General features: G+C 61.5%; 26 protein-coding genes. 16 read left to right on the top strand and 10 right to left on the bottom strand.

All coding sequences use genetic code 11. The features are described 5' to 3' along the window. Positions 1–130: 130 nt before the first annotated feature. The 4 genes from RA302_RS00570 (at position 131) to RA302_RS00555 (ending at position 4,199) form a co-directional block, all read left to right on the top strand. Positions 131–1,294: a sensor histidine kinase gene (locus tag RA302_RS00570; protein ID WP_225320223.1), complete on the top strand. Its 1,164-nt coding sequence runs from the start codon at positions 131–133 to the stop codon at positions 1,292–1,294. Beyond that, positions 1,291–1,908: a response regulator transcription factor gene (locus RA302_RS00565; RefSeq protein ID WP_166501595.1), complete on the top strand. Its 618-nt coding sequence runs from the start codon at positions 1,291–1,293 to the stop codon at positions 1,906–1,908. Before RA302_RS00570 ends, RA302_RS00565 begins: the two co-directional genes overlap by 4 nt. 92 nt (positions 1,909–2,000) lie before the next feature. After that, complete coding sequence (locus RA302_RS00560) at positions 2,001–3,239, top strand: HNH endonuclease signature motif containing protein (RefSeq protein WP_238054104.1); 1,239 nt, start codon at positions 2,001–2,003, stop codon at positions 3,237–3,239. 144 nt (positions 3,240–3,383) lie between these two features. Continuing rightward, entirely contained in the window at positions 3,384–4,199 is an 816-nt protein-coding gene (locus tag RA302_RS00555; RefSeq protein ID WP_166501594.1) for a siderophore-interacting protein, read from the top strand. 9 nt (positions 4,200–4,208) lie between these two features. On the opposite strand, the gene RA302_RS00550 is transcribed toward RA302_RS00555, so the two are convergent. Beyond that, a complete protein-coding gene (locus RA302_RS00550; protein WP_019746296.1) occupies positions 4,209–4,388 on the bottom strand; it encodes a hypothetical protein in 180 nt (59 codons plus the stop codon). Between the two features lie 45 nt (positions 4,389–4,433). On the opposite strand from RA302_RS00550, the gene RA302_RS00545 reads away from it, so the two are divergent. Continuing rightward, on the top strand, positions 4,434–4,628 hold the full coding sequence (locus RA302_RS00545) for a hypothetical protein (protein WP_166501593.1): 195 nt from the start codon (positions 4,434–4,436) through the stop codon (positions 4,626–4,628). Positions 4,629–4,752: 124 nt separating this feature from the next. Beyond that, on the top strand, positions 4,753–5,709 hold the full coding sequence (locus tag RA302_RS00540) for a proline dehydrogenase family protein (protein ID WP_060938727.1): 957 nt from the start codon (positions 4,753–4,755) through the stop codon (positions 5,707–5,709). Between the two features lie 60 nt (positions 5,710–5,769). Here the strand turns inward: RA302_RS00540 and RA302_RS00535 are convergent, their stop codons facing one another. From RA302_RS00535 to RA302_RS00525, 3 genes are all read right to left on the bottom strand, one after another. Further along, entirely contained in the window at positions 5,770–6,213 is a 444-nt protein-coding gene (locus tag RA302_RS00535) for an SRPBCC family protein (protein WP_019746286.1), read from the bottom strand. A gap of 3 nt (positions 6,214–6,216) precedes the next feature. Continuing rightward, positions 6,217–7,770, bottom strand: coding sequence for a succinic semialdehyde dehydrogenase (locus RA302_RS00530; protein WP_046377681.1), 1,554 nt, complete (start codon positions 7,768–7,770; stop codon positions 6,217–6,219). 78 nt (positions 7,771–7,848) lie between these two features. After that, positions 7,849–9,165 carry an MFS transporter gene (locus RA302_RS00525; RefSeq protein WP_021332663.1) on the bottom strand — a complete coding sequence of 439 codons (1,317 nt, stop codon included), beginning with the start codon at positions 9,163–9,165 and terminating at the stop codon, positions 7,849–7,851. Positions 9,166–9,236: 71 nt separating this feature from the next. Here RA302_RS00525 and RA302_RS00520 point away from each other — a divergent pair, with 71 nt between their 5' ends. Together RA302_RS00520 and RA302_RS00515 are read left to right on the top strand one after the other, a co-directional pair. Continuing rightward, positions 9,237–10,208, top strand: coding sequence for a helix-turn-helix domain-containing protein (locus RA302_RS00520; RefSeq protein ID WP_166501592.1), 972 nt, complete (start codon positions 9,237–9,239; stop codon positions 10,206–10,208). Positions 10,209–10,238: 30 nt separating this feature from the next. Further along, the gene (locus tag RA302_RS00515; RefSeq protein ID WP_003943558.1) at positions 10,239–10,616 is read left to right on the top strand and encodes a DUF5313 family protein; all 378 of its coding nucleotides are present in this window, start codon (positions 10,239–10,241) and stop codon (positions 10,614–10,616) included. A gap of 7 nt (positions 10,617–10,623) precedes the next feature. On the opposite strand, the gene RA302_RS00510 is transcribed toward RA302_RS00515, so the two are convergent. After that, positions 10,624–12,351, bottom strand: a complete 1,728-nt coding sequence (locus RA302_RS00510) for an oleate hydratase (RefSeq protein WP_166502881.1) — start codon at positions 12,349–12,351, stop codon at positions 10,624–10,626. Positions 12,352–12,397: 46 nt separating this feature from the next. Continuing rightward, positions 12,398–13,324, bottom strand: coding sequence for a TetR family transcriptional regulator (locus tag RA302_RS00505; RefSeq protein WP_166501591.1), 927 nt, complete (start codon positions 13,322–13,324; stop codon positions 12,398–12,400). A gap of 115 nt (positions 13,325–13,439) precedes the next feature. Here RA302_RS00505 and RA302_RS00500 point away from each other — a divergent pair, with 115 nt between their 5' ends. The 3 genes from RA302_RS00500 (at position 13,440) to RA302_RS00490 (ending at position 17,866) form a co-directional block, all read left to right on the top strand. After that, positions 13,440–14,393 (top strand): cyclase family protein, encoded by a 954-nt coding sequence (locus tag RA302_RS00500; protein WP_003943547.1) that lies wholly within the window; start codon positions 13,440–13,442, stop codon positions 14,391–14,393. Next, the gene (locus RA302_RS00495) at positions 14,390–16,039 is read left to right on the top strand and encodes a long-chain fatty acid--CoA ligase (RefSeq protein ID WP_166501590.1); all 1,650 of its coding nucleotides are present in this window, start codon (positions 14,390–14,392) and stop codon (positions 16,037–16,039) included. Before RA302_RS00500 ends, RA302_RS00495 begins: the two co-directional genes overlap by 4 nt. Before the next feature lie 378 nt (positions 16,040–16,417). After that, positions 16,418–17,866: a histidine-type phosphatase gene (locus RA302_RS00490; RefSeq protein ID WP_166501589.1), complete on the top strand. Its 1,449-nt coding sequence runs from the start codon at positions 16,418–16,420 to the stop codon at positions 17,864–17,866. On the opposite strand, the gene RA302_RS00485 is transcribed toward RA302_RS00490, so the two are convergent. Together RA302_RS00485 and RA302_RS00480 are read right to left on the bottom strand one after the other, a co-directional pair. Continuing rightward, positions 17,812–18,195: a helix-turn-helix transcriptional regulator gene (locus RA302_RS00485; RefSeq protein ID WP_070796722.1), complete on the bottom strand. Its 384-nt coding sequence runs from the start codon at positions 18,193–18,195 to the stop codon at positions 17,812–17,814. The two genes, RA302_RS00490 and RA302_RS00485, sit on opposite strands and share 55 nt — an antisense overlap. Positions 18,196–18,349: 154 nt before the next feature. Beyond that, complete coding sequence (locus RA302_RS00480) at positions 18,350–18,808, bottom strand: hypothetical protein (RefSeq protein WP_019746277.1); 459 nt, start codon at positions 18,806–18,808, stop codon at positions 18,350–18,352. 170 nt (positions 18,809–18,978) lie between these two features. Between RA302_RS00480 and RA302_RS00475 the strand changes: the two genes are divergently transcribed. Together RA302_RS00475 and RA302_RS00470 are read left to right on the top strand one after the other, a co-directional pair. Further along, a complete protein-coding gene (locus RA302_RS00475; RefSeq protein WP_166501588.1) occupies positions 18,979–19,875 on the top strand; it encodes an oxygenase MpaB family protein in 897 nt (298 codons plus the stop codon). A 21-nt stretch (positions 19,876–19,896) separates the two neighbouring features. Then, positions 19,897–20,394: a hypothetical protein gene (locus RA302_RS00470; protein WP_166501587.1), complete on the top strand. Its 498-nt coding sequence runs from the start codon at positions 19,897–19,899 to the stop codon at positions 20,392–20,394. A 7-nt stretch (positions 20,395–20,401) separates the two neighbouring features. On the opposite strand, the gene RA302_RS00465 is transcribed toward RA302_RS00470, so the two are convergent. After that, positions 20,402–21,010 carry a hypothetical protein gene (locus RA302_RS00465; protein WP_238054102.1) on the bottom strand — a complete coding sequence of 203 codons (609 nt, stop codon included), beginning with the start codon at positions 21,008–21,010 and terminating at the stop codon, positions 20,402–20,404. Further along, complete coding sequence (locus RA302_RS00460; RefSeq protein ID WP_021332653.1) at positions 21,007–21,471, bottom strand: GNAT family N-acetyltransferase; 465 nt, start codon at positions 21,469–21,471, stop codon at positions 21,007–21,009. The genes RA302_RS00465 and RA302_RS00460 overlap by 4 nt, the downstream gene beginning before the upstream one ends. A 431-nt stretch (positions 21,472–21,902) precedes the next feature. On the opposite strand from RA302_RS00460, the gene RA302_RS00455 reads away from it, so the two are divergent. From RA302_RS00455 to RA302_RS00445, 3 genes are all read left to right on the top strand, one after another. Then, positions 21,903–22,607 (top strand): heme peroxidase, encoded by a 705-nt coding sequence (locus tag RA302_RS00455; RefSeq protein ID WP_021332652.1) that lies wholly within the window; start codon positions 21,903–21,905, stop codon positions 22,605–22,607. Positions 22,608–22,930: 323 nt separating this feature from the next. Then, positions 22,931–23,581 (top strand): uracil-DNA glycosylase, encoded by a 651-nt coding sequence (locus RA302_RS00450; RefSeq protein ID WP_051253104.1) that lies wholly within the window; start codon positions 22,931–22,933, stop codon positions 23,579–23,581. Further along, positions 23,578–25,254, top strand: coding sequence for a hypothetical protein (locus RA302_RS00445; RefSeq protein WP_238054101.1), 1,677 nt, complete (start codon positions 23,578–23,580; stop codon positions 25,252–25,254). Before RA302_RS00450 ends, RA302_RS00445 begins: the two co-directional genes overlap by 4 nt. Positions 25,255–25,333: the final 79 nt, after the last annotated feature.

The raw sequence follows: 25,333 nt of genomic DNA, 5'->3' as shown, positions 1-25,333 counted from the left end.
CCTCTACGCTCTCGCGGATGCAGACTTTTTCCATCGCACCTCGGATCGACATTCCAGCGCTCGAAAGAACCATCCCGGTTTACAACTTTTGATGGATGAACCAGGCCCGAACCTCGCTAAGCTGGGCGAGATGCACCGATCTCCGCTCACGCCTGTCTTCGCCGGCCTACAACTGGGCCTGCATGTCCTTGTCATGGCGCTGGCCGGTGTGGTGTTTCTTCGAGCGCTGATCGACGAATCCGACCTCACCGCAACAATCATCGCGTTGGCCGTGATCTTTGTTGCCGTCTATCTTTTCGGCGTTGCCAAAAGGCTGCGCGGCAACGCTGCCCGCTGGTGGCTGGCCGTGCTGACCCTCGTCTGGATCGCGACGATGGCGGTATCCGCCGACGCCGCCTACCTCGCATTCGGACTCTTCTTCCTCTATCTCCATATTCTGCGGCGCCCCTGGAGCCTGCTGGCCGTCACCGCGGCAACGGCCGTCGCCGTGATCGGCACCGGATTGCATCGTGGGTGGACGGTGGCCGGCGCCGTCGGCCCGATCATCGGCGCCGCCGTAGCCGTTGCTATCGGTCTCGGATATCAGGCGCTGTACCGGGAGGCAGCCGAGCGCGGACGTCTCATCGACGAATTGATGAACACCCGTGAAGAATTGGCGTCGACGTCTCGCGATGCCGGAAAATTCGCCGAACGTGAAAGGCTCGCAGCCGAGATCCACGACACCGTGGCCCAAGGACTTTCGAGCATCCAGATGCTCCTTCACGCTGCCGAACGCGCCGATCCGGAGAGCCCGGCCATCCGGCAGATCAGCCTCGCACGGGAAACCGCAGCGGACAGTCTTGCCGAAACCCGCCAACTCATCGCCGAATTGACACCGGCGGCCCTGGACGGTCAGTCGCTCGCCGATGCGCTTCGTCGAATCTGTGAACGCGCGAGCAGTCCTGAACTGGAAGCGCGATCCCTGGTCGAAGGTGAGGCAATCCGGCTGCCTATGCCCCTCGAAGCAACACTGGTGCGCATCGCCCAGGGTGCGGTGTCCAATGTTCTCCGCCACGCGGATGCAACCAGAATGGCTGTGACACTGACGTATTCCGACAACACCGTCAGCCTCGACGTGGTCGACAACGGCCGCGGCTTCGACGTGGCAGTTCTCGAACGTGGACCGGCGGAATCTTTTGGCCTCAACGCAATTCGACGACGCGTCGAACTGCAGGGCGGAACGTTCTCCATCGAGTCGGAGCCGGGACACACGGCCGTCGCGGTGACGTTTCCCCTCGATGTCGGTGAACAGTGATCCGCCTGCTGCTCGCCGACGATCACGCGATCGTGCGCGCCGGGCTGCGAGCGCTGCTCGAAAGCGAATCCGACATCGAGGTGGTCGGCGAAGCAGGGACCGCCGAGGAAGCCATAGCCTTCTGCGCCACCACGCCGGTCGACCTCGTGCTCATGGACCTGCGGTTCGGGCCAGGCAAGACGGGGGTCGACGCCACCCGCGCGGTATGCGCGCTGCCGAATCCGCCGCACGTACTCGTTGTGACCAACTACGACACGGACGCGGATATCTTGAGCGCCGTCGAAGCCGGAGCCAGCGGCTATCTGCTCAAGGACACACCCCCGGTCGAGTTGCTGTCGGCCGTCCGCGCCGCCGCAAGCGGGGACAGCGTTCTCTCCCCCTCCATCGCGTCGAAGCTCATGACTCGGGTACGCAAACCCGAAACCAGCCTCAGTCCAAGGGAAATCGAAGTGCTGAAGTTGGTGGCGGCGGGTCGATCCAACCGAGAGATCGGTAAAGAACTGTTCCTGAGCGAGACCACGGTCAAATCGCATCTGGTCCACATCTTCGGCAAGTTGGGCGTGAAGTCGCGGACGTCGGCGGTAGCTCGTGCGCGGGAGCTGGGTTCGATCTGACGTTTGTCCGAATTGTCGAAAGTAGCTGGACAGCAGTAATTTTCGCTTGCAATTCTCTTGTGTTCGAAACTCTGTTCGAATATGATTGCTTCATGGACAGTCGGGAAGCGTGGCAGCTGGATGGTGAGGACCTCAAGAGTGAGGTTCTCGATCTGGCGCGTGCCCGGCACGAGTTGCAGTCGCGGATGGTGTTGTTGATCGTTGAAATGTTTTCCCGTGAGGTTCTCGGGGGGAAGGGTTTTCGGGCGATCGCGCAGTGGTTGCATGGTTCGACGAATTTGGAGATCGGTGAGTGCAGTCTGCTGGTCGGGTTGGCGCGGTTGTTGATGCTCGAACCTGTTGTGGCGGATGCGTTTCACCGCGGTGATGTGGATGCGTTGAAAGCCCGTCAGGTGGCGTCGTTTTGTCAGCATCCGCCCAAGAACATGACCCTGGCAGATGTGGACAAGGCTCGCGGAATTCTGCTTGGTCTGGCGTCGAAGAACATCGCGGATTGTGATGCGGTGCGGGCGGCGATTCGGCGGATCGAGAAGCAGTACGGCAAGCGTGAGGACGGTGTTCCGGTCGGTGAGGATTCGGAGCGCAACGAGTTCTACGCCTCGAAAGGCCTGTACGGCAGAGTGACTGTGAAGGGCGACTTGGATGCTGTGAACGGGGCCCGTCTGATCACGTTGTTGTCGAGTCTGTCGGCTCCGACACCGGAGAAGGACGGTGTCAAGGACACCCGCACGCCGGCATTACGACGGGCGGACGGGTTTTGCGAGTTGTTGCGCCGGTATGAGCGGGCGGGGTTGGGTCCGATCGAGGGCGGCGTGAAACCGCACATCACGGTGACTGCGTCGGCGAAGGACTTGACGGATCTGCAAGCGTTGAAAGACCTGCTGCCGTCGACGGAGGAACTCGGGTTTGCGTGGACGGATTGGGTGGGCCCGATCAGTATCGACACTGCACGGATGCTGGCGTGCGACTGCACCGTCACCCGAATCTTGTTGGATGAGAATGGTGTTCCGCTCGACTGCGGTAAGGAAGCGAGAACGGCGACGGTTCCGCAGCGCCGGGCTCTTGCGGTTCGGGATGGCGGGTGCGCGTTTCCGGGGTGCGGGACGCCGTCGGGGTGGTGCGATGCTCATCATATTGTTCACTGGAATGATGGTGGCCCAACAGATCTCGACAACCTGATCTTGTTGTGCGGTCATCATCATCGGACGCTGCATCATACGGAGTGGCGGGTGGAGATCGGCCCGGATCGGAAGTCGGTGTTCTACCCACCGATGTCGGTTGATCCGCACCAGCATCCGATCGGCGGGAACAGCCCACCGACAGCCGCCTGAACGGGTATAACTGAAAATGCCAGCGTATGCACCGGGGAAGAATCATTCCCCGGGGCATACGCTGGCATTTTCGGTTGCGCGCGATGTCCGTCTTGCGACAGCATCTGTCTCCACTTCGACACGCAGGACCAATAGGGTCGAGGAATGTCTTTCTGCGAACCCGCCCGCGTTGTCACCGTCACGTCCCTGACCCCGCACATGCGGCGAATCAGCATCGAGGCAGAAGGCGACTGGCACTGGCCGACCGGCGGACAAGGCGACGAGCGCATCGATATTGCGTTCCCGAAACCCGGTGAAACAGAAGCAGATTACGACTACTTCAACAATCCCGACTACGGCAAGGCCGATCTCGGAACCGAGCCACCGTGGCGGCACTACACCGTGCGCAAGGTGCACGACGGCGGCCGACGTCTGGACATCGACTTCGTCGTGCACCCTGGCGGTATTGCAGCGGATTGGGCCCTGCGGGCCGAACCAGGTCACCTACTAGGCGTCTTCTGGTCGGACAGTTCGCGGTCCCACTACCAAGCACCGGCGGGTCCTCGCTGGCAGCTGCTGGTCGCAGACGCCACGGGTCTCCCCGGACTGGGCAGGATTGTCGAAGAACTTCGAGAGGGCGATGTCGCACAGGCGATCATCGAGGTCGAAACCGAAGAGGATCGACAGGAATTTGTCACTCGCGGCGACGTCACGTACACGTGGCTCGTGGGGAGTGGCCTCGGAAAGGCGCCGAGCGCGCTGTTCGAGGCTGTGGAGAAGATCGAGTTTCCCGAATCCGAATCGGCCGACATCTACGCGTGGGTGGCGTGCGAAAGCGCAACCAGCCGTCGTATTCGTAAGCATCTGAGGGAAGTTCGAGGAATTGCTCGCGACAAGCACAATGTTGTCGGGTACTGGCGAGAGGGCGCCGACGGCCACGTTTCCGGCATGAACAGCGAGGAAGTCACCGTCGGCGCCTGAGCGCCGTGATCACTCTGCCGGCAGTGTGTCGGTAGATTCTGCGTGAGCCTGCTGCACGTCAGCCGGCTTTTCCGCCAGCATCTCGAACAGTGCACGGCGTGCCTCGGCAAGAATTGCCTCTGCCTTGGCGACCTGCTCAGCGGTCCCACCTGCGGCTACCGCGACAGCGGCGCCTCGGAGTAGACCCATCGCGGGACGGAGCGCTGCGCCGGCTTCACCGAAGTGAGGGCGGCCGTGTCCGCGCTGGTCGGGGCGACCGTGTCCGCGCTGACCTTCGCGACCGCGTCGGCCTTCGGGGCGTCCTTCTGCTCGGTCTTCGAAGCGACCCTCGGGGCGCTCTCCATCGAATCCTCGACGGAAACCGTGTCCACGATGCGGGCCTCGGCGGCCATGCTCGCGACGTTCTTGCATTTCTGGGTTGTTGTGTGAGGCGTACATGTTGTCCTCCTGGACTGTCTGTGTTTGTTTGACGTATCGACGATATATCGACAATAGATCGAACGCAAGGGTCTGGAGAATAATTCCCGCACCCTCGTCCGGATACGCTGAAGCCGTGAACACGGATCTACAAGCCCAGGCCGCAGACGTCCTACGCCGCCTCGCACTCGACGAATCCCTGAAAGAACGCACCATGGCGGACGCTGCGACTGCAGCTCTCGCACGGAAAGTCGCCGCTCGCTACATCGGCGGCGAAACCATCGACGACGCTTTCGACCGCCTCCCCTCGATCTTCGCGCGAGGACACAAGGCGAGCATCGAATACACCGGGGAAAGCGTCCGGGATCCCGAGCTCGCGAACGCCGAAACCGATGTTTTCGTGGAACTCGCGGAACGAATCGGCACGTCGGGTGTCGAGAGCACCGTGTCGTTCGACCTCTCGCACATCGGCTTGGTAATCGATCCGGAGCAGTGCTTTCGCAATGTCGTGCGCCTGGCCGAGGCCACGGAACGCGCAGGTGCCGAGCTGATCATCTCCGCCGAAGCGTCCGATCGCACCGACCTGGTCCTCGACATGCACGCGCGGCTGGCCGAGCGCTTCACTCACGTGGGGATCACTGTTCAGGCCCGACTGCACCGGACCGCAAAGGATCTCGCCGCTCTGCTGGACCGACCCGGCCGCATCCGTCTCGTGAAGGGCGCCTTCCTCGAAGCCGAATCCGTCGCCTACCCACGCGGTAGTGCCGAACTGCGAAGCGCGTATCTCGACTACGCAGCCCGAATCGTCGAATCGGGTCACCAGGTTTCCATCGCGACGCATGACCGCGACATCCTCGAAGCATTACGCGCCGAGCATGATTCGAAGCTCAGAGCCGACCACGTGGAGTTCGAGATGCTGCTCGGTCTCGGTACCGAGCAACTGGACGCACTCCGAGCCGCGGGCTTCACCACACGCGAATACGTCATCTTCGGAACACAGTGGTGGCTGTACGTACTCAATCGCATCGCCGAAGAGCCGGAGCGTGTCTACACCGCGCTCGTCGACGCCGCGCTTGTCACCACTGCAAACTGATCCGCAGCAACACAAGTGGGGCTGCACTCGAATCGAGTGCAGCCCCACTTGTGTATGTTTCTAGCTCTCCAGAAACGCCTTGATGCGCGCCAGAGTGGTTTCCATTCCGGTCTGCATCAGCTGATCTCGACCCCGACCGAGCAGGCCGCTACCCGACATCATGCGGACGTAAAGCGCAGGCGTCGCATAGATTTCACGAGTCTCGGTAAGCACAGTGCCCGTTCCCGAAGGCTCGAGCACGTACGTCCACCGAGCCTTCGGCTCGTCCGATTCGAAGGAGAACTTCCGGCAGTCGACCACGTCGACCACCGTGCAGTGCGTGCTCCACCGAATCAGGCCGTGCTTGTTGGTGCCCTTGAACTTTGCACCCACAGTGCCCGGAGTTCCGGAAGTCCATGTTCCACCGGTGTTTTCAGGGCTGAAGCGACCCATACCTTCGATGTCGCTGACAACCTTCCACACCGATACCGGAGTTGCCTCGATGTACGCGCTGGCGGTTTCCACCCGTTACCGGCCCGGAACCCAGGACATGATCTTGATGGCGTGAGGCATGAGCTTTGCCCACACCTTGGCCGGAAGTCCGCGCGGTCCACCGAGATTCATGACGCGGGTGGTGGCAACGGTCTGCGGCTCGGTGTACTTGATCAGCCCCTCGGCGCCGTGACGACGACCGACGCCCGAGACACCCATGCCGCCCATCGGTGCTGCGGTGCTGCCCCAGGTGGGTGCGTAACCCTCGTCGACGTTGACGGTGCCGGCGTGGATGCGCGCTGCGATGGCTTCGCCGGCAGCCTTGCTTCCCGCCCACACACTGGCGTTGAGGCCGTACTCGGTGTCGTTGGCCGCAGCGATGGCCTCTTCGACGTCCTTGACGGGGTAGATCGAGACGAGCGGCCCGAAGGTCTCGTCGCGGTAGCACTCGGCGTCTTCGGGAACCCCGGTGAGCAGCGTGGGCTCGTAGAACAGCGGTCCGATGTCCGGGCGGGCCTTGCCGCCGGCAATGACGGTGGCGCCCTTGACCACTGCGTCGTCGACATGCGCGGAGATTGCCTTGACCTGGGCCTCGGAGACAAGGCTGCCCATCTCGATTCCGAATTCGTAACCGGCGGCGAGGTTCATCTTCTTGACGCGGTCACCGAACATACGGATGAACTCGGGTGCGATGGACTCTTCGACGTAGATGCGCTCGATGGAGATGCACAGCTGACCGGAGTTGGAGAAGCACGCACGCACAGCGGCGTCGGTGACCTCGCGCAGGTCTGCGCCGGCCGCGACGATCATCGGGTTCTTGCCACCGAGTTCGGCGGAGAAGCCGATCAGTCGACGGCCGGCCTGCTCGGCGAGGAGCTGACCGGTCGCGGTGGAACCGGTGAACATGAGGTAGTCGGTGTTCTCGACCAACGCGGTGCCCACGACGGAGCCCGGTCCGGGAACCACGGCGAAGAGGTCGCGGGGCAGTCCCGCCTTGTAGAGCAGCTCGACGCAGGCGAGCGCGCAGTACGGCGTCTGGCTGTCCGGCTTGAGGACAACGGCATTGCCCGCGAGCAGCGCGGCGATGGCGTCGGACACGGCCAGCGTCATCGGGTAGTTCCACGGCGAGATGACGCCGACGACACCCTTGGGCTGGTATCGAACGACGGTCTTCGTCAGACCCGGGAGCATGCCGGAGACGCGACGCGGGCGCAGCAGCTTCGGCGCCACACGTGCGTAGTGACGCGACGTCATCGAGATGTCGAGGACTTCTTCCTGAGCTGCGGTACGCGACTTTCCGGTCTCGGCCTGAGCCATGTCCATGAGGGCGTCGCGGTTCTCGAGGATGAGGTCGCGGTAGCGGTGGAAGACGGCGGCGCGGTCGAGGACGGAGCGCTTGGCCCATTCCTTCTGGGCGACGCGGGCACGGGCGATGGCCGCAAGTGCGTCGTCGGCGGTGCCGACGGGGATGGTCGCCAGCTCCTTGCCGGTGAACACCTCGGTGATGGACTTCGTCGGGCGTTCGGCAACATTGTCGATGGCGATCAGATCGGCGAGCCGCGAGAAGGTCGCAGCGGACGGAGCAGGCATTTCAGTACCCCTACTGGTGAGTAGTTCTTGGAGTTACACACAACTTACCCCGTCGGTGGTACCGATCACAGTGCCGAATCAGACAGAGTCAACCAATACTGCCTCTTTCGGACGTTTTGCGATCAACAACGACATGACTGCAGCGATCGCGCAGAGCGCGCCGGCCACCAAGAATGCAGCGTCGTACGAGCCGATCTGATCACGAACGAGGCCGGCCAAGAAGGCCACCAGACCCGCGCCGATCTGATGAGATGCCAGCACCCAACCGAACACGATGGGGGCGTCGGCGCCGAAGTGCTGACGGCACAGCGCGACGGTCGGCGGAACCGTCGCCACCCAATCGAGCCCGTAGAAGATGACAAACGCGATCATCGGCGGATTCACGGTGTTGGCGAGCAGCAGCGGCAGGAAGAGCAGCGAGATTCCGCGGAAGAGGTAGTAGATGCCGAGAAGTTTTCGCGAGTCCATCCGGTCGGTGAACCAACCCGAAGCAATGGTGCCGACCATGTCGAGGATTCCGATCAACGCCAACAGGGACGCGGCCGTCGTGATCGGCATTCCGTGATCGTGCGACGCCGGGACGAAGTGCGTTCCGATCAGGCCGTTGGTGCTCGCGCCGCAAATCGCGAAGGTACCGGCGAGAAGCCAGAACACCTTGGTCTTCGACGCCATCACCAGCACCGAGATCGCCCGGCCTCCGGCGCCGCCGCGCTGGTAGACAGGCTTGGCGGGTGGGGCGTAATCGGCGGGCGCGCCGTACGGCGTCGTTCCCACGTCTGACGGATAGTTGCGCAGGAACAGCAGGACGAACGGCACGACGGCCAGCGCGGCAAACGAAACTGTGAAGGCGACGCTCTTCCAGTCGTACGTTTCCGCGAGCTTCGCCAGGACGGGCAGGAACACCAGCTGACCGGCAGCACCACCGGCCGTCAGGATGCCAGTCACGAGACCACGCTTCTCGACGAACCAGCGATCGACGACGGTGGCGACAAACGCCAGCGCCATCGAACCGGTGCCGAGGCCGACGAAGACACCCCACAACAGAATGAGCTGCCAACTCGAGGTCATGAAGATCGTGAGACCACTGCCGAGCGAGATGAGCGCCAACGCCGAAGTGACGACCGCCCGGATACCGAACCTTTCCATCAGGGCAGCGGCGAACGGCGAGGTCAGCCCGTACAGGATCAGGTTGACCGAGACGGCGGCCGAGATGCTGGCGCGGGACCAACCGAAATCCTCGTGCAGCGGATCGATCAGGACGGACGGCGCGGCGCGGAAACTCGCCGCTCCGACCAATGCCAGGAATGCCACGATCGCGACGGACCACGCGCGGTGAAAGCGCGGCGGGCTCACCTGCTGCGGGCCCGATTCGGGGAGAGCGGTCTCAGAAGTCACAGAGAGAATTCTGCAGTTCGGATTCGATCGAGAACAGTGGCCAGATTGCCAATATATGAAAGAATCGAGCCATGTCTGGTCCGCATCGCGTCGTCGTACTGGCTCTGAACGGAGTCATTCCCTTCGAACTCGGGATCCCCGCGCGTATCTTCGGGCGTGCCATCGACGTCGAGGATCGGCCGCTGTACGAGATCCTGACGTGCACAATCGACGGCAATCCCGTGCGGACCGACGCTGACTTCAGCATTTCGGTCGACCATGGGAGCGAGTTGCTCGCCACCGCCGACACCGTCGTCATCCCCGCGTCGTACGAATTGGGCCCGGCCTTCGACGAGGGTTATCTCTCCCCCGAATTGACCGCAGCATTCGACCGCATCCGCCCGGGGACCCGGCTGGTCTCGATCTGCACCGGTTCGTACATCCTCGCCGCGGCCGGTTTGCTCGACGGACTCCGCGCCACGACGCATTGGCGCAACACCGACCATTTCCAGCGTGTCTATCCCAAGGTGAACGTGGATCCCGACGTGCTGTTCGTCGACGAAGGCCACATCCTGACCTCGGCCGGCGTGGCGTCAGGCGTCGATCTCTGTCTGCACATCGTCAGGCGCGACCACGGCATGGAAGTGGCGAACACCGTCGCGAGGCGTTGCGTCGTACCGCCGTGGCGCGACGGTGGTCAAGCGCAGTACATCCGCCGCCCACTGGCCGACAAGCCTTCGGAATCGACTGCCGACGCTCGGCACTGGGCCCTCGAACATCTCGGCGATCCGATCACGCTGGCAGACCTGGCGACGCGTGCCAACATGAGCGTCCGCACCTTCAGCCGTCGATTCCGCGACGAAGTCGGAACCACACCGAACCGCTGGCTGACCAGCAGACGCGTCGATCGGGCACGCGAGCTGCTGGAGGAATCCGATCTGTCGATCGATGCAATTGCAGCTCGAACCGGCTTCGGGACTGCGACATCGATGCGTCAACACATGAACGAAGCGCTCGGCGTTTCACCGAGCGCCTACCGACGCACGTTCAAGGCACCGGCGTAAGCGGCAGTACCAGGCACTATCCTGGAGGCCATGGCCGAACAGACTCGCCCGAACTTTCCCCAGTACTGCGGATACCTCCTGGGGAAGACGCTCCCCGACCGGTACCAGGACTGGGTGCGGAACGATCTGGTCGGACCGGGTGCGCAGGCTCGCTACATCATTCGTTTCACCGTGCCGGCGACGCTGATTCTTCTGCTGTTCCTGTTGATTCCGGGACCGATCTGGATTCCCTTGGCCATGATGGCTTTGCTGCTCATCCCGCTCGCGTACTTCGTCGTGGCGCTCGGGACCATCTACCGCCGTCACCGCCTGCTGAGCCACGGACTCGATCCCGAACTGCTCGACGAGAAGGCCCAGCGCCGTGCCGATCGCACTCGCGAGGACTACGAGAAGCGGCACGGTCGCTGAGCACCCCTCAGCGGAACATCGTCACTGCGGCCTTGGCGAGGACCTTCGGATCCTTCTCGTAGTGATGCATCTTGGTGAGCTTGTCTTCCGGAATCCCCAGGAACTTGTAGACGGCCACCTGAGCGCACCGCACCGAGTACTGCTCTGTGAACACCATGTCGAACGGCAACTCCGCGAACTGACTGATGAAGGCCAGGTTCTTGGAGTGCTTCGGCACCACCAGCGGCCGGTCGCCGACGGCTCGCCGATTGAACAGCGCACTGGCGTAAGGCATGTGGCTGGGAATCGAATTCACGACGCTGCCGGTGATCTCTTGTCGGCGCGCGGCGAGCGCACCGCTCTCGTCGAGTGCCTCGAGATGCCCGAGAGTCTCTTCCAGCATTTCCCGGCCGGTCATCTCGATGAACGGCTTCTTCACGTAATCGCCGTCCTTGCGCGGGAACAGACAGTAACCCCAGAAGACTCCTTCGTTCTCCTTCTGCGCGTGGTAGTGCGGCTGATGGTGAACCACGATCGACAGAAGCACGTTCGAGCCCACGAACGTGTTGAGTGCATTTCCGGGGAGCTGCTTGGTGATTCGGGAAATCTCGTTGATGAGCTCGTGTGACGAAGTGGTGACGGTGAAGCTGGTCCACTCACTCTGCGCCCGGTCCCCGAAGAACTTGTCGGGATTCCCGAGATCGTAGAAATGCTCGGTGGCCTGCTTCCACAGCAGCGCACTCGGCGCGTATCTCATGTCTTCGACGATCGGAGTATCCAGATCGCCGATCGACGAACTGTCGGTGATGCTGCCGTTGGTGTCGAAGACGAAATCGCCTTCCGCCACGTCGATTCGGCCCTTCTCCCCGGTGCGGACGTTCTCGTAATCGAGTCCCGTCACGATGATCTCGTCTCGAAGCGGGGTGTCCTTGAACACGAATTCGGTGATCTTCAGTTCGTTGACGAACTTCACGCCCTTACCTTCGAGGAAGGTCCGCATCGGCAAGATGATGCTCTCGTACTGGTTGTACGGGGACCTGGTGACACCCGCAAGCGTCTGAATGCGGCTGAACTCGAGAATCATTCGGTTCATGTACCGGCGAAGCTCCATCGCCGAACTCACCCGCTTGAAAGCGAAAGTGGTCTCCCACATGTACCAGAAGTTGGTGGTGAAGAAGTGCGGAGTGTCCTCGAACCACTGCTCGATGCTGATGTCGTCGAGTTTTGCCTCGTCCGACTCCGGCATCGTCATCAGCTTCGTCAACAAGTACCGGTCCTTGTTGTCGAATTGCATGTGCTTGTAATCGTTCTCGCCCTTGTTGCGAATACCGTCTCGGTCGATCAACCGTGCGACGTCATGCGTGGGGTGCGCGTGGTCGAAGTCGAGAATGTCATCCGTCACCGACTTTCCCGGGTTGTCCAGCGACGGAACCGCACTCAATACGTCCCAGAGGTTCTCGTAGGTTTCCTCGTTGAGCATGCGGCCGCCGCGGTTGATGAAACCCGCGTCGTTACCGAGTTCGCGATGGCCGTACTGGTGCTGAAACGTAGCGGCGGATTCGCCGTCGTTCGCTCCGTGCATGTCCAGGCCCATGATGGTGATGTCCTCACCGTTCCACTCACCGTCTCGAATCAGATAGACGGCAGCCGAGAGGTTTCCGATGCCGGCACCGATCATGTAGGCCTTGTGAGACAGATTGGAAGACATTGGGTTTCGTTCCTTACTCGAGTCGCGGTACGGATACCTTCCAAGCATGGACCCGTTTGCCCGCAGGCGCATCACCCGAACCGGATGACGTCCGTCACGGTCGCTGAAGGCGCACCAGATCCAGCGCAAAACGCGAGTAGTCACGTGCGATTTCCTCGGGCGTTTGCGGCCCACTCGGCCGATACCATTGCGCGACAGAGACACACATCACGACAATCGCACGCGCGGCCTGTCGCGGCCGATCCGTCTCGAACACACCCGCGGCGATTCCGTCGTCCACTTGCTTCGTCATCAACCATTGCTGGTAGTTGCGTGATTCCGTGATGCGCAACCTGTTCTCGGCTGTGAGACTGCGCATTTCGCTGGCGCCGAGGAATCCTTGATCACGCCGATAGATATGGAACAAGGTCACACATTCGACAAGGAAAGCCAATCTTTCGTCGGGACTTTCGCCCTCTTCGATAGCCGCCAACGATCTCGTGTTCAGTTCAGCCATGGTGAGGTCGAGAATTTCGGCCAACATCTGTTGCTTACTGGAATAGTGGTGATACAGACCCGGAACACTCATCTGCGCACGTTTGGCGATTTCACGCATCGCAGCGCCGTGATATCCGGTCTCCACCATCTCCGCGAGCGCGGCAGCCAACACCGGATCGAACGAACTCGGACCGAACCTTCGCCACTCGTTCGGGCGAAAATGTGCGTCCGGGTCGGCGTCGTCGCCTCCCCATCGCGGCTGTTCCGGCGGACGCACTATCGCAGCCGGGAGCAGAGCGTCGAAACGCACTCCGAGAATCCCGCCGATTGCCGCCAACCTGTCGACGCTGACTCTGGTCTTTCCGGTCTCGACAGCGCTGAGCGTCGCCGGGCTGACATCGAGACGCCTGGCCAATTCACGCAGCGAGAGCCCGCTGTGACGCCGCGCTTGCCGGATCGACGCCCCGATCAGGACAGCATTCTCAAATTCGGTCACAGTGTTCAGTATTGCCGAACATAGGATTTCCAACAATGCGATGACCACGGAAATCTATGAACGTGTTGACTACTAGTTATCGGCCTGAACATGATGTGGATCACAAAGACCCAGGTCCGCCCGAGCGATCGTTCGGTGTCGGTAGCGAGAGGATCGAATCACCATGACCGAGGCGCCATATCTTGGAGAACTCCTGCGCGACGCACCCAGCAACTGGGGCAAGTGGGGAGAGTCCGACGAGGTCGGTTCACTGAACTACCTCGACGCCGGACAGGTGCTTCGCGGCGTCGGAACCATCAAGCAGGGTTCCGTGTTCACACTCCAACGTCTTATCGGCGATCCCAAGGGTGATCCGGTCTGGCCGGGCCGGAGCCCCGCCGAGCGCACACAGATCTTCGACGAGAGCAGCTGGGACGGCGACGACGCCCCCAACTTCCCCGGCGGCCTGCATTACGCGGACGACAAGATCGACGCATTCCTGCAGGGCTCGACGCAGTACGACGCACTCGGCCACGTCTGGTACGACGGCGCCCTGTGGAACGGATACTCGGCTGATACCACTGTCGGCGGCCTGGAGAAGGCCAGCGTCGAACCGATTGCCGACCGCGGCGTCGTCGGACGCGCAGTACTTCTCGACATGGCGAAGTTCCGCGGCAAGGAAAACCTCGACAAGGCCGAAACCTTCACGCACCATGATCTTTTGGCCTGCGCCGAAGCGCAGGGGGTCACCATCGAGAAGCGTGACATTCTCGTCATCCGTACCAACTTCCTCAAGCTGTTCTTCGACCAAGGCGAGGCCTTCTACGAGGGATTCTGCGAGCCCGGCTTGATCTACAGCCCCGAACTCGTCCAGTGGTTCCAGGACATGGAGATTCCGAACCTCGTCACCGACACCATTGCCAACGAGGTCACCACCGACCCCGAAAACGGTGTGGCACTGGTTCTCCACAACGCATTGATGCGCAACCTCGGTGTGGTGTTCACCGAGATCTGCGATCTGGAGAAGCTGGCCGCGGACTGCGCGTCCGACGGCCAGTACACGTTCTTGTACGTCGCCGCACCGCTCAAGGTTGCCAAGGCCAGCGGCTCTCCCGTGAATCCGGTTGCCATCAAATGACATACGAAGATCGCCCTTGGTTGGCGTTGTACCGCAACGACGTTCCCCCCGACATCGACGTCGAACAGCCCACAATGCTCGAAATGTTGGCGGCGGCGGTCCGCTCTGATCCGGACGCCACGGCTGTGAAGTACTTCGACGGTCAACTCAGTTTCGCTGAACTGGATCAGCAGAGTGACGCCCTGGCCCGCGCACTACGAGCAGGTGGTCTGGCGAAGGGAGACCGTGTCGCACTCTTCCTGCAGAACGTTCCGCAATTCGTGCTCGCCCTCGCCGGAATCTGGAAAGCCGGCGGCGTCGCAGTCTCGATCAATCCCATGAGCCGTGAACGAGAACTGGGATACCAACTCGAAGATTCCGGAGCAGCGGTTCTGATCGCTCTCGAGGGGCTCTACGAGTCCGTCGGCCGCAACGTCGTCTCCGACTCGCCGGTCAGGCGAGTAATCACCACCTCGGAACTCGAGTACCAAAGCCGCAACGATCCAAGGGTTTTCGACGGAATCGTGAAGAAGGACCTCGGTACCGACGATCTCGCGACGCTGATCGACCAGCATCGTCTCGGCGATCCGATCACTACCGACGCTGCACCGGAAGACATTGCGGTACTGACCTATACGTCGGGAACCACAGGTCCGCCGAAGGGAGCGATGACCTCTCACGCGAACATGACCTTCAACGCCCAGGTCTACCGTGACTGGCTGGGGCTCACCCCGAAAGACACGGTTCTCGGCGTAGCACCGCTCTTCCACATCACGGGGTTGATCGGTCACATCGCGGTGTCCGTCTTGGCGAGAATGCCGCTGGTGCTGGCCTATCGCTTCCAGCCCGAGGTGATGCTCGACGCGATTCGTGAGCACCGCCCGACATTCACAGTCGGCGCCATCACTGCGTTCACCGCACTGCTCAACACTCCGGGTTGCGCGCCCGAAGACTTCACCTCCATGCGGTTGCTGTATTCCGGCGGCGCACCCATCTCGCCGACAGCCGCCGAGGCAGTCCGCGCCATGACCGGTACTGCGCTGCACAACATCTACGGGCTGACCGAGACCACGTCGCCCACTCACGCCGTTCCCGTCGGGGCAGATACCCCCGTCGACCCCACGTCCGGGGCACTGTCCGTTGGCGTTCCGGTACCCAACACCGTGGTCCGCATCGAAGACGAGGGCGGTGCGGTCCTGCCGATCGGAGAGATCGGCGAATTGGTCGTCCGTGGTCCACAGGTGGTGCGCGGTTACTGGAACAAGCCGGAGGAGAGTGCGTCGGCCATTCGCGACGGGTGGTTCCACACCGGCGACGTCGGTTTCATGGACGAAGCCGGCTGGTTCTACGTCGTCGACCGTAAGAAGGACATGATCATTGCGTCCGGCTACAAGGTGTGGCCACGCGAGGTCGAGGACGTTCTTGCCGAGCACCCCGCAGTCCGTGAGGCGGCAGTCGTCGGGATCGCCGACGAATACCGCGGTGAGACGGTGAAGGCGTTTGTCAGCCTCGTCGCGGGGGCCTCGGTGACGCCGGAAGACTTGATCGATCACTGCAAGCAGCGGATGGCGGCGTACAAGTACCCACGCTCCGTGGTGCTGGTGGAGGAACTGCCCAAGACCGTCACGGGCAAGATCTTGCGACGGGAGCTGCGCACGACCTCCTGATCACAGGGCAGCGGGCGGACTTCACGGTCCGCCTGCTGTCTGATCGCGCACAGTTTTAGGTCGACCACGCAATCGGGGTAATGGAACAGTAATATGTGCTGAGTACCCACGGACAAACGGGAGACATCAGTGAGCAAGTTCGGACGTAAGAAGCAGCCCACGCCCAAGAGCTACCAGTGGCTGGCCATGACCCTCATCGCGTTGTCGCTCTCCGTGTCGATCGGGATTGCCGCCAAACCCTCCTGAGCTCGGCGGATCCGAAACTTGTAACCCCGCGTCCATCTGCACATGGGCAAATAGGAGCAATTCCGACGCTTAGCTGTTCTAACTTTCCTTCCGTCGTGTCACCTCGGCACCGACGGAGAGGATCAACTCACCATGCGAAGCTCACGCTTCGGCGTGCTGGCCGCTGCCGGCGCTGTCGGACTCGTGCTTGTCACCAGCAGCGTCCAGTCCATCGCCACGGCGTCACCGTTCGGTTCGCTCGACGCCGGTTCGAGTTCCGGTTCGACAGAGACACCGACCGTCAGCAACGGCGGTTTCACCTCCAAGACGCCCTACACTCCCGGTCAGCGCATCGCCGACTATCAGGCGCCGCCGACCGGATACATCCCGGTGTACACGGAAAGTGTTGCGCGCCATGGTTCCAGAGCACTGTCGAGTCTGAAGTACGACGACCTGAGCCTGCAGCTGTGGGAAATCGCCGAAGCCGAGAACGCATTGACTCCCGTCGGCAAGGAGTTCGGCCCGGCGCTTCGTGATCTCATGGCCGCCAACAAGAAGCTCGGGTACGGCAACCTCAGCGGACTCGGGGTCACCGAACATCGGCAGCTCGGAGCGCGCGTCACCGAGCGCCTCCCGCAATTGTTCGACGCCATCGCAGCGCAACAGGGCACCATCACTTTGACTTCGTCGGGCGTCGACCGTGCCGTGGACAGCGCCGAGAACTTCGCTCAGGGCCTGACCGGTGCGTTTCCGGCCGTCGCCGGCGATGTTGCGCCGGTGACCACGGATGCCGACCTTCTCTACTTCCACGACTCGGATGCAAACGCCGACTACAAGGACTACGAAGAGTCCGATCCTCGACTGAAAGCCGTCGACGACCAGATCGCCGATCTTCCCCGCACCCGCGAGGTCTCGCGGCACATGATGCTCAGGCTCTACTCGGAGGACTTCGTGAACCGGCTGAGTGCAGGCGAGTTCTCACTCGTCGACCGTGGCAAGGGTTCCAGCACGATCGACAACGAGGTCGACGCCGCGTACATGCTGTACAACACGTACATCATCACTCCGGGCATGGCCGAAGAAGGCAAGTGGAATTTCGAGCGGTTCATCGACTCCGACGACGCTCAGTGGCTCGCGTACACGAACGACGCCGAGGACTTCTACGCCAAGGGCCCTTCCTTCACCGGTGAAGACGTCACCTACCGGATGGCAACCGTCCTGCGCGACGAGTTCGTGCGCGGCTTGCAGGAACACACCGGCGACGCCGCCGTACCGGGAGCAGACTTCCGGTTTGCACACGCAGAAACGATCATCCCCTTCGCTGCGCTCCTGAAACTGCCGGGGAGCACCGTCTCGCAGGCCGAGGGTGACCTGTACACCTACGCGAACAACCCCTGGCGCGGAGCGAATGTCAGCCCGATGGCCGCCAACGTGCAGTGGGACGTCTACGCCGGACCGGACGGTGAGCGGCTGGTCCGAATGCTCTACAACGAGCGCGAGACAGCATTTGCTGCCCCGTGCGCTCCGGTGAGCGCCGGGAGTTTCTTCTACACGCCGGACGAACTGGCCCGCTGCCTACCGGAGATTTCACCGGCGGCCTGAGGTCCGGCAACTCGGGATCCAGCCAGCGGTCGACGAGGGCGCGCCCATGCCTGGTGCAACGCCAGCATGCGCGCCTTCTCGTCGTCTTCCATCAACAAGGCGTCGCAGATACGTACGATGACCGGAGCCGAAACACCAACGGACGTACCCTGTTCCAGCCGCTGATAGTGATTGAAACTGATGTCGGCAATCTGCGCGACATCACGCCGACTGAGTCCGTGCATACGGCGAGCACCCTCGCAGCGCATGCCGACCTTTTCGGGCGCAAGACTGTTTCGTTTTTCGACGAGCATCTGGCTCATCAACTGACGCGCGCTCGACCCGTTCACGTCGCCACCTTTTCCATCCCTGAAATATGCTTTCAACTAACACGTTTCAGAATATGGGATGGGACGGACACGGCGGTATCTCCGAGATGACAGATAATCACGCGATACCGCCAACCCTGTGCCCGTTCAGGCTGTGACGATCAGGGGCCGAAGATCAGGCTATGAACCTGCCGATCGTCGGATTCGACTGGCAGATGGGACTACTGCCCCAATTGATCGAACCGAACGCCGTCGCAACGACATTGCCGACGCCGGTATTCACCGTCGCAGAGAGATACGGGTACGCCCCTACCAGGTCGACGATTCCGGACTTACCCGTGTCGGTGTTGACCCACGCAACGGTCACCTGACCCGCCGCCGGGATGGGCGCGGCTGCCGGGAACGAATCGAAGCGAATATCACCCTTGGCGATGGGCGGATTGGACTCTGGTCCGGACTGGCCGGTGAGCCCGGTCAACGAGGCCAGTGACCCCTGATTCGGGCACCCGATGGTGACGGCGGCGCCGCCGAAAGGGTGGGGCGGATCAGCCGAGGCGACTCCGGCGAACATGACGCTCGCGGCAATCGGTAATCCGATGGCCGCAAAAACCCCGGCCGTGCGTGTGACGCTCATAGCTGCTCCTCGGGTCGACAACACTTTCCGGATACCCCTGGTACAACGCCCGAAACGATGGAAAGTCGACTATTCACACCACTAGACAACGCGTGTTGTCAGAACTACAGTCGGTGGTGCAGCTCACACCTACCTCTGCAGCGCGCAGACCAGTCCCAGGGAGTGTTCAGATGAAGCGCTACGACCTCCGCAGTCGCACGGATCGACTCGATCCCGAAACCGATTACGAAGAGATGTCGCGCATTCTCGCGGCGCAGGAGTTTCCCTGGGACATCAATCAGGCGCTCAGCTTCGCCCTTTTTCGCACGTACGCCGTTCCCTCGATCGGCAAACTTCTCTTCTCCACCGGGGAGTTCACCGACAAGGTTCAGAAGCGCTACGACGACACCAGCCTGATCCTCGACGCCATCCTCGAGCACGGCCTCAGCAGCACCGAAGGCCGCAAGAGCGTGCGTCGTATGAATCAGATGCACGGTTCTTACGACATCTCCAACGACGACATGCTCTACGTTCTGGCCACCTTTGTAGTCACGCCGGTCAGATGGCTCGACGAGTACGGCTGGCGGAAGATGACCGAGAACGAGATCGTCGGGTCGACGAACTATTACCGCCACCTGGGTCGGTACATGAACATCAAGGACACTCCTGACACCTACGAGGGGTTCGTCAAACTTCTCGACGACTATGAGCGCGAACACTTTTCATTCGACTCCGGAGCGCGGGCCGTTGCCGATTCCACCCTCGACCTGATGTGCACCTTCCCGCCCAACAATCTGGCGCCGAAGGCTCTGGTCAAGGGATTCGCGTTCGCCCTCATGGACGATCACCTACTCGACGCCTTCCACTACAAGCACCCGAGCACCGCGATGCGCGTCGTCTCGCGCGGTGCGCTGAAGGTCCGTGCGCGTCTGCTGCGCTTCTTCCCGGTGCGTACGAAGCGGAAATTCGCCCGCGAGCTGCCCAACATCCGCAGCTACCCGAACGGTTACAAGGTCGAAGACCTCGGCACCTTCCCCACGGGGTGCCCGGTCAAGCACCTGCAGGCAGACCAGCAAGCTCAAGCGTAGACGCGTTGGGATACTTGCACCGTGGCGCAACTCTGGATGCTCGAGGATCTCGAACCGTGGCGCGATACCCCCATGCCTGGCGATACTTGCGAACCGACGACCTACTGGGCCAGTCCCGAAATGTTGGACCTTCCTGCCGAGGTGTGCTGCGAAATCGATGCACGCATCGCGACTGTGACACTCGACGGCCGCACTGAGCACATAGCCCATCTCGGACACGGATTTACGACACTGATCGGCGACGATGTCGGAAGCGTCGGCGAGGTGCGGTTGAGAGGTTGCCTGGTGTGGGATCGCTACCTCTGGACGCAATACCGCACTCAGCCCACTGGGCGCATGCGGGTGAAAGCGCGGCCCGGCCACCTCATTCAACACGAAACACTCTTGACGACAATTCATTCCGGTCTCTTCAACGTCGTTTTCGACGGGCCGACGGTGTACTGCGAGACGGGTCAGGTCCCCACAAATTTCGGCGTCCGCTGGAACACGCTGGTAGTCGAACTCGAGACTTGGCCGTGATCGGTCGTCAGTGCCAATACGGCGGAACGATATCCGGGTCGTCGAGGACGGCATCGATCCGCGAATCGGCCACAATTCGAATGATCGCTTCCTCAGGGGCGGCGATGATCGCGAAATGTGGGTCGACATCATTGGTTATGCACCATGCATGATCCGCCGGCCAGATGAAGGCCGGATCAGGGGAAGAACCCCACGGCCAACGAGCTGAGTTCTCCACGCTCCAATCGGCGTAGTCGGCAAGCGTTCCACGGAAGAGCCAGTAGTCACGATTGGGGATCTCGAACCGCGGAACGTCATCACCGACTGCCGACCCCCACCCGGTCCACATGCAGAAATAGCACTCGTCGGGTGTGGTTGTGTAAGTGGACAACACATCCAGGGCGACGCCGATCAGCACTTTCTCTTCCGGCCCGGTTTGATCGAAATCGACATCATTGGATTTCTGACCGGGAAAGCTCGGATCTGGGATGAACCGCAGGCGCGCATACTTCGGAAATCCGATCGGGCCGCGCCCAGCCAACTGATACCAAGGCAAATCCTGATCGACCAGCCAATCGGTAGCCGTCAGATCTGTGCACAATGTCAGGCCCGTTCTGGGCTGATCCGTATTTCTCATGCCGGCGCTTGGGAGGAGTCGCGACCAGTACGACGCAGGGTGATCAATTCATGGTTTGTCTCGGCGTCGAGTCGGCGCCCCTCTTCTTCGAACTCCATCAGCGCATAGAACCTGCGGGCGCGATCGTTGAGGGTGTAAACCTCGAGTGTCACCTCGCCGTGCATGGTTGTGGCGTGTTCGACCAACGCCCGACCGACACCCAACCCTTGCGACGCCGGCGCGACGAACAGTCCCCCGATCTCGGAGCCGATCATTCCCAACAGGCCAACAACTTCGGAGTTGTGCTCAGCCACCCAATTGTCGGCCTGAATCAGATAGACCTCTCGCATCTTCTGCTCCCGCTCACCGGTCCCCTCGCCTGCAAGGAATGGATGGGCTTCACGGGCAGCGCGCGACCACAGGTCGACGACCACATCCTCATCCGAGGGTAGGTAGCGGCGAATGATCAGATCCTGGTTCACAATCCGACCATACCTTCCGGCCTCGGAGGACTTTTTGGTGTCGGAGGCGATCCATTCGAAATCGTTTCGATCTCAGACTGATCCGCAAGCATTCAGGCGGAAAGCATTGATGAACAATAGCTTTCGATTTCTCTAGGCAATGCGCCATTTGCTCCGCAGCATCATTGCACTCGGCTTCTCGAACCACCACTACGGTGAGTGCAGCGGTCCGACATTCCGCAAGTTGATTGTGCGCATAGATAGTGCCTAGTTTATTCAGACGCAAAACGAACTACTCTCGTCGAAATCGATTTCGTCGCATTTGCATCACCCCCCCAACATCGCCCTCCAACAACACCGCGCCTTACCCATTACTTTCAGATTTGTCAGAGGGGTGGTGCATAGTGCATCGAGAACTTCACTGAGCGCATATTCAGAACAGAGGACATAGCATGCCCGCAACAACAGATGATCGGGTTGACCTTCTCGCAAAGCGCTGCGACAGCGATCTCGGCGACCCCGACCTGTGGTTCCGACCCGACGGTTATCCGCACAGTCTTGCCCTGTGCATCATCGACTCGATCGCGTCTACCGGCGCGCACTACAACTCTGTCAAGAATCTCCTGCGTCACTACATCGAATATCGGCAGGCCCAAGGCGGCAATGCGGATACCGACAATGCGGGAGCTCTATTGGGCACCTTCACAGAACTTGGCGGTCCACAGCAATGGGCTGAGATGACGAACAATCGCAAACCAACCTCGACGAGCAAGGGTGCTCCGCTCAAGGCTGCGGCTATTCACGAGGCTGCTGTTCAGCTGCGTGAGCAGGGAATCAACAGTACCTATGACCTCCTCAACGCCGCCCCAAGCAAAATTGAGGAGGCAAAGAAGGCGTGGATCAGTGTGCCGGGACAGCGCTCCGGGATCACCTGGAACTACTTCTTGATGCTCGCGGGTATTGGGGGTGTGAAAGCTGACCGCATGGTCATCCGCTTTGTGGCGGATGCGATCGGATCTGCGCCCGAGAATGTCAGTCCCACTGATGCCGCGAACCTGGTGAAAGCGGTGGCCGAGAAGTCGGCCCGCAATGTCACACATCTTGATCATGCGATCTGGCGATTCGAATCCGGCCGACCCGTGAACCAGCAGCACTGAGCGCAAGCGAGGGTTCGATCGAGAACTCCTCGAGGACGGGGAAGTTGACCAGCGACACACGGTTCGAATAAGAAGTCTCAATCTGATGGCGGTTACGGCATTTGGCCGTGCGCTGCGCAGAATAGACCTGGAGTGGAGAACAGATGAGTGCCACGAAAAAGAATTCATCCGCTGAAGGGGTGGTGGAATTCATCAGTTTTCTCATCGTCCTGGCGATTGTCATCGGCGGGATCGTCGCCGCATGCTCCTGATCGTCATTCGTTGCACAAAATACCGACCTCCGCCGTTCCAAGGAGTACTGACATCAATGCATGGTCACCGCTATGAGTAACGGACGCAACGCCGACCCGGCCGTTGTCGCCGAAAAGAAGCGCCGCATCCACGATCCCCATGTAGCGCCGTTGAACGCGCTTGCGAATCGGATAGCCGACGCTGAAGGCCTTCCTCATGGATACGTGCCCTACGTAGATCCAGACCAGGGCGGAATCGATGCACGGGTCCTTGTCCTGCTCGATAATCCGTCCACGAAAGCCGAAGCCGGCACGGGATCTGGCCTACTCAGCCTCGACAACAACGACCGCACTGCACGTAACTGCCGCGAAGCGTACTCACGTGCCGGCATCTCGTCCTCAGACGTCGTGCATTGGAATGTCGTCCCCTTCCCCGTTTCCGGCGTCAAGAACGGTGGTTCGACGCCCGCCGAACGCGCCCGCGGGACCCAATGGACTACCGAATTCGTGGGGTTGTGCCCAAACCTGGAGATCGTGCTGCTGCTGGGCGTCGCGGCCCGAGATGGATGGAACCGTGCAGGAATCGAACGGGACCTGTACATCATCCCGGGAAAGGTTCCACACTGCTCTGACCGGGGCTTGAACTCACCCGGAGGACGAGAGCGATTCGAAACCGCGGTCTCCGCGGTCGCCCACAGACTCGCCCCCAGAAACACGACACCGACAGGATGCATGCCCCGATGAATGACACACCGGCCGTAGAGAACTCCCTTTCCCCTGCCGTTGCCGATGGCAGTGGTCCAGGAACCGAACTCGCTATATCCGTTGAGCCCGAAGGCATTCTTGTCGCCGGAGACCCAGAGGTCGTTGCCGGGTATCTCGCACGAATGACCGATCTCGCCGGCGAAGCCCTGGACGTGTCCGGAGTCAGCAAGTCATCCATGGCCGGCGCTGCGGCCGCAGCGTTCGGCGTGCAGTCCATTCTCGCCCAGGCCGGTCAGTTCGTGCGACTGTCCCCGGAAAGCGTTCAAGCCTTGAAAACTCACCGGGTCCTCCCTGGGGACAACGGTTTCTTCCGAATGACCGTTGTCGATCAGAGCGGGAAATTCCGGAATCAACTGCAGTGGCAGAAGGTGCCTCTCGGTCCCACGCAGGCGCTGTCCCTGCAACTACTCGCCGTGCAGGTCGCACTCTCGGCCGCGATCGCGTCGGTGAACGAGTCGATCGCCCGCGTCGACGGCAAAGTCGAACAGCTACTCGTCCTTGCTCAAGCGACCCGCGTCGGAGACGTAGTCGGGCACTTCTCCACCCTCGAACGACTCGTGGCCACTCTCGACGACCACGACGCGCTTCCGACTGCGGACTGGGAATCGGTTGCCGGACTCCGTCCGGCCCTGAGCGTGACCATCGAACGCCTCCGCGAACACGTCAAACGCACCCTCGCCGGGTTCGATCCCACGCGCCCGGTACAGGATCGGGCTGACTACCTACGCCGCGCAATCGAAGAAAATCGGCTCGGAGAATCCTTGCACCTGTTGGTGGTCAGCGAGCAGTCGCTGTATCTGTGGCAACGACTGCGGATCGCCCGCGTTCAGGCAACCGAACCGCAGCATCTGCAGACGGTGCTCGACGATTCGCGCGCCCTGCTGGCTGAGCATTTCGAACGCGACGGCCAACTCCTACTCCATGCTCGCTCGGAGCTGTCGAACTTTGCGCACATGCGCCGACTCGATGGATTTCGTTGGGGCGCCGCCCACAACCTCACCCACGATATTGTCACGCTCAAAAGCGATCTCGACGATTTTGCGCAGGCACGCGGCAGTCAAGTCATGGGGTGGACCGAGCACGAGAGTCCTAGTGTTATCGACGCCCTCGCAGAGGTGGGAAGTAGAGCTGTCGCCGTCGGCAGTGCGGCAGGAAGGGCGATCGGCTCCGGTGTGTCAGGGGTCGGTGCCGGATTCGGGCGATTGGGGCGTGGAATTGGGAATCTGGTCGGATCGCAGCAGCCGCAACCCGAGAAGATCGACCTACGTGCCACCAGCGACATCTCCACCGCCCAGCATGTCGCCGGAGCCCCGGGCGCCACGCACACACCTCCGCCGGAACAACCAGCTTCCAACGCAGTCGTCGATCCTGAAGTCACCTACGACGACGACATTCTGCAGCTCATGCTATTCGGGTATCTGCAGGTCGACCAGCAGCTGAGCTACCACGACATCGGGCGCGGGCTGAACTTCACCGCGACGGTCACACGGGACGGAGCGCTCGAGGTAAACGGAAAACGCTACGGTACCCCGTCAGCGCCACTGACAGAACTCATGGGGCAACAGAGGCACGGCTGGAGAGACTGGCAGCTCGCCGACGGACGACAGCTTTCCCAACTGCGACGCGAGGGCCGCACCGAAATGGCCTGGTAAGCGCCACTGGCTTCCTCGGTGCGTCGGCGGGAACAATTCCACTTGCCACTCCGCGGCTACTGCCTTGTGCAAGGGTTGT

Source organism: Rhodococcus sp. DN22 (assembly GCF_036669995.1).
Lineage (GTDB): Bacteria > Actinomycetota > Actinomycetes > Mycobacteriales > Mycobacteriaceae > Rhodococcus_F > Rhodococcus_F erythropolis.
Note: the sequence above shows the minus strand (reverse complement) of the source record. Positions and strands in the feature narration are given on the sequence as shown.

Coding starts and splice junctions, on each gene's coding strand:
- RA302_RS00480 (WP_019746277.1), bottom strand. CDS start 18,808: ATGAGCGTCACACGCACGGCCGGGGTTTTTGCGGCCATCGGATTACCG.
- RA302_RS00475 (WP_166501588.1), top strand. CDS start 18,979: ATGAAGCGCTACGACCTCCGCAGTCGCACGGATCGACTCGATCCCGAA.
- RA302_RS00515 (WP_003943558.1), top strand. CDS start 10,239: ATGGCCGAACAGACTCGCCCGAACTTTCCCCAGTACTGCGGATACCTC.
- RA302_RS00530 (WP_046377681.1), bottom strand. CDS start 7,770: ATGCCTGCTCCGTCCGCTGCGACCTTCTCGCGGCTCGCCGATCTGATC.
- RA302_RS00555 (WP_166501594.1), top strand. CDS start 3,384: ATGTCTTTCTGCGAACCCGCCCGCGTTGTCACCGTCACGTCCCTGACC.
- RA302_RS00455 (WP_021332652.1), top strand. CDS start 21,903: ATGCCCGCAACAACAGATGATCGGGTTGACCTTCTCGCAAAGCGCTGC.
- RA302_RS00445 (WP_238054101.1), top strand. CDS start 23,578: ATGAATGACACACCGGCCGTAGAGAACTCCCTTTCCCCTGCCGTTGCC.
- RA302_RS00570 (WP_225320223.1), top strand. CDS start 131: ATGCACCGATCTCCGCTCACGCCTGTCTTCGCCGGCCTACAACTGGGC.
- RA302_RS00465 (WP_238054102.1), bottom strand. CDS start 21,010: ATGAGAAATACGGATCAGCCCAGAACGGGCCTGACATTGTGCACAGAT.
- RA302_RS00490 (WP_166501589.1), top strand. CDS start 16,418: ATGCGAAGCTCACGCTTCGGCGTGCTGGCCGCTGCCGGCGCTGTCGGA.
- RA302_RS00560 (WP_238054104.1), top strand. CDS start 2,001: ATGGACAGTCGGGAAGCGTGGCAGCTGGATGGTGAGGACCTCAAGAGT.
- RA302_RS00450 (WP_051253104.1), top strand. CDS start 22,931: ATGAGTAACGGACGCAACGCCGACCCGGCCGTTGTCGCCGAAAAGAAG.
- RA302_RS00495 (WP_166501590.1), top strand. CDS start 14,390: ATGACATACGAAGATCGCCCTTGGTTGGCGTTGTACCGCAACGACGTT.
- RA302_RS00550 (WP_019746296.1), bottom strand. CDS start 4,388: ATGGGTCTACTCCGAGGCGCCGCTGTCGCGGTAGCCGCAGGTGGGACC.
- RA302_RS00500 (WP_003943547.1), top strand. CDS start 13,440: ATGACCGAGGCGCCATATCTTGGAGAACTCCTGCGCGACGCACCCAGC.
- RA302_RS00520 (WP_166501592.1), top strand. CDS start 9,237: ATGTCTGGTCCGCATCGCGTCGTCGTACTGGCTCTGAACGGAGTCATT.
- RA302_RS00510 (WP_166502881.1), bottom strand. CDS start 12,351: ATGCTTGGAAGGTATCCGTACCGCGACTCGAGTAAGGAACGAAACCCA.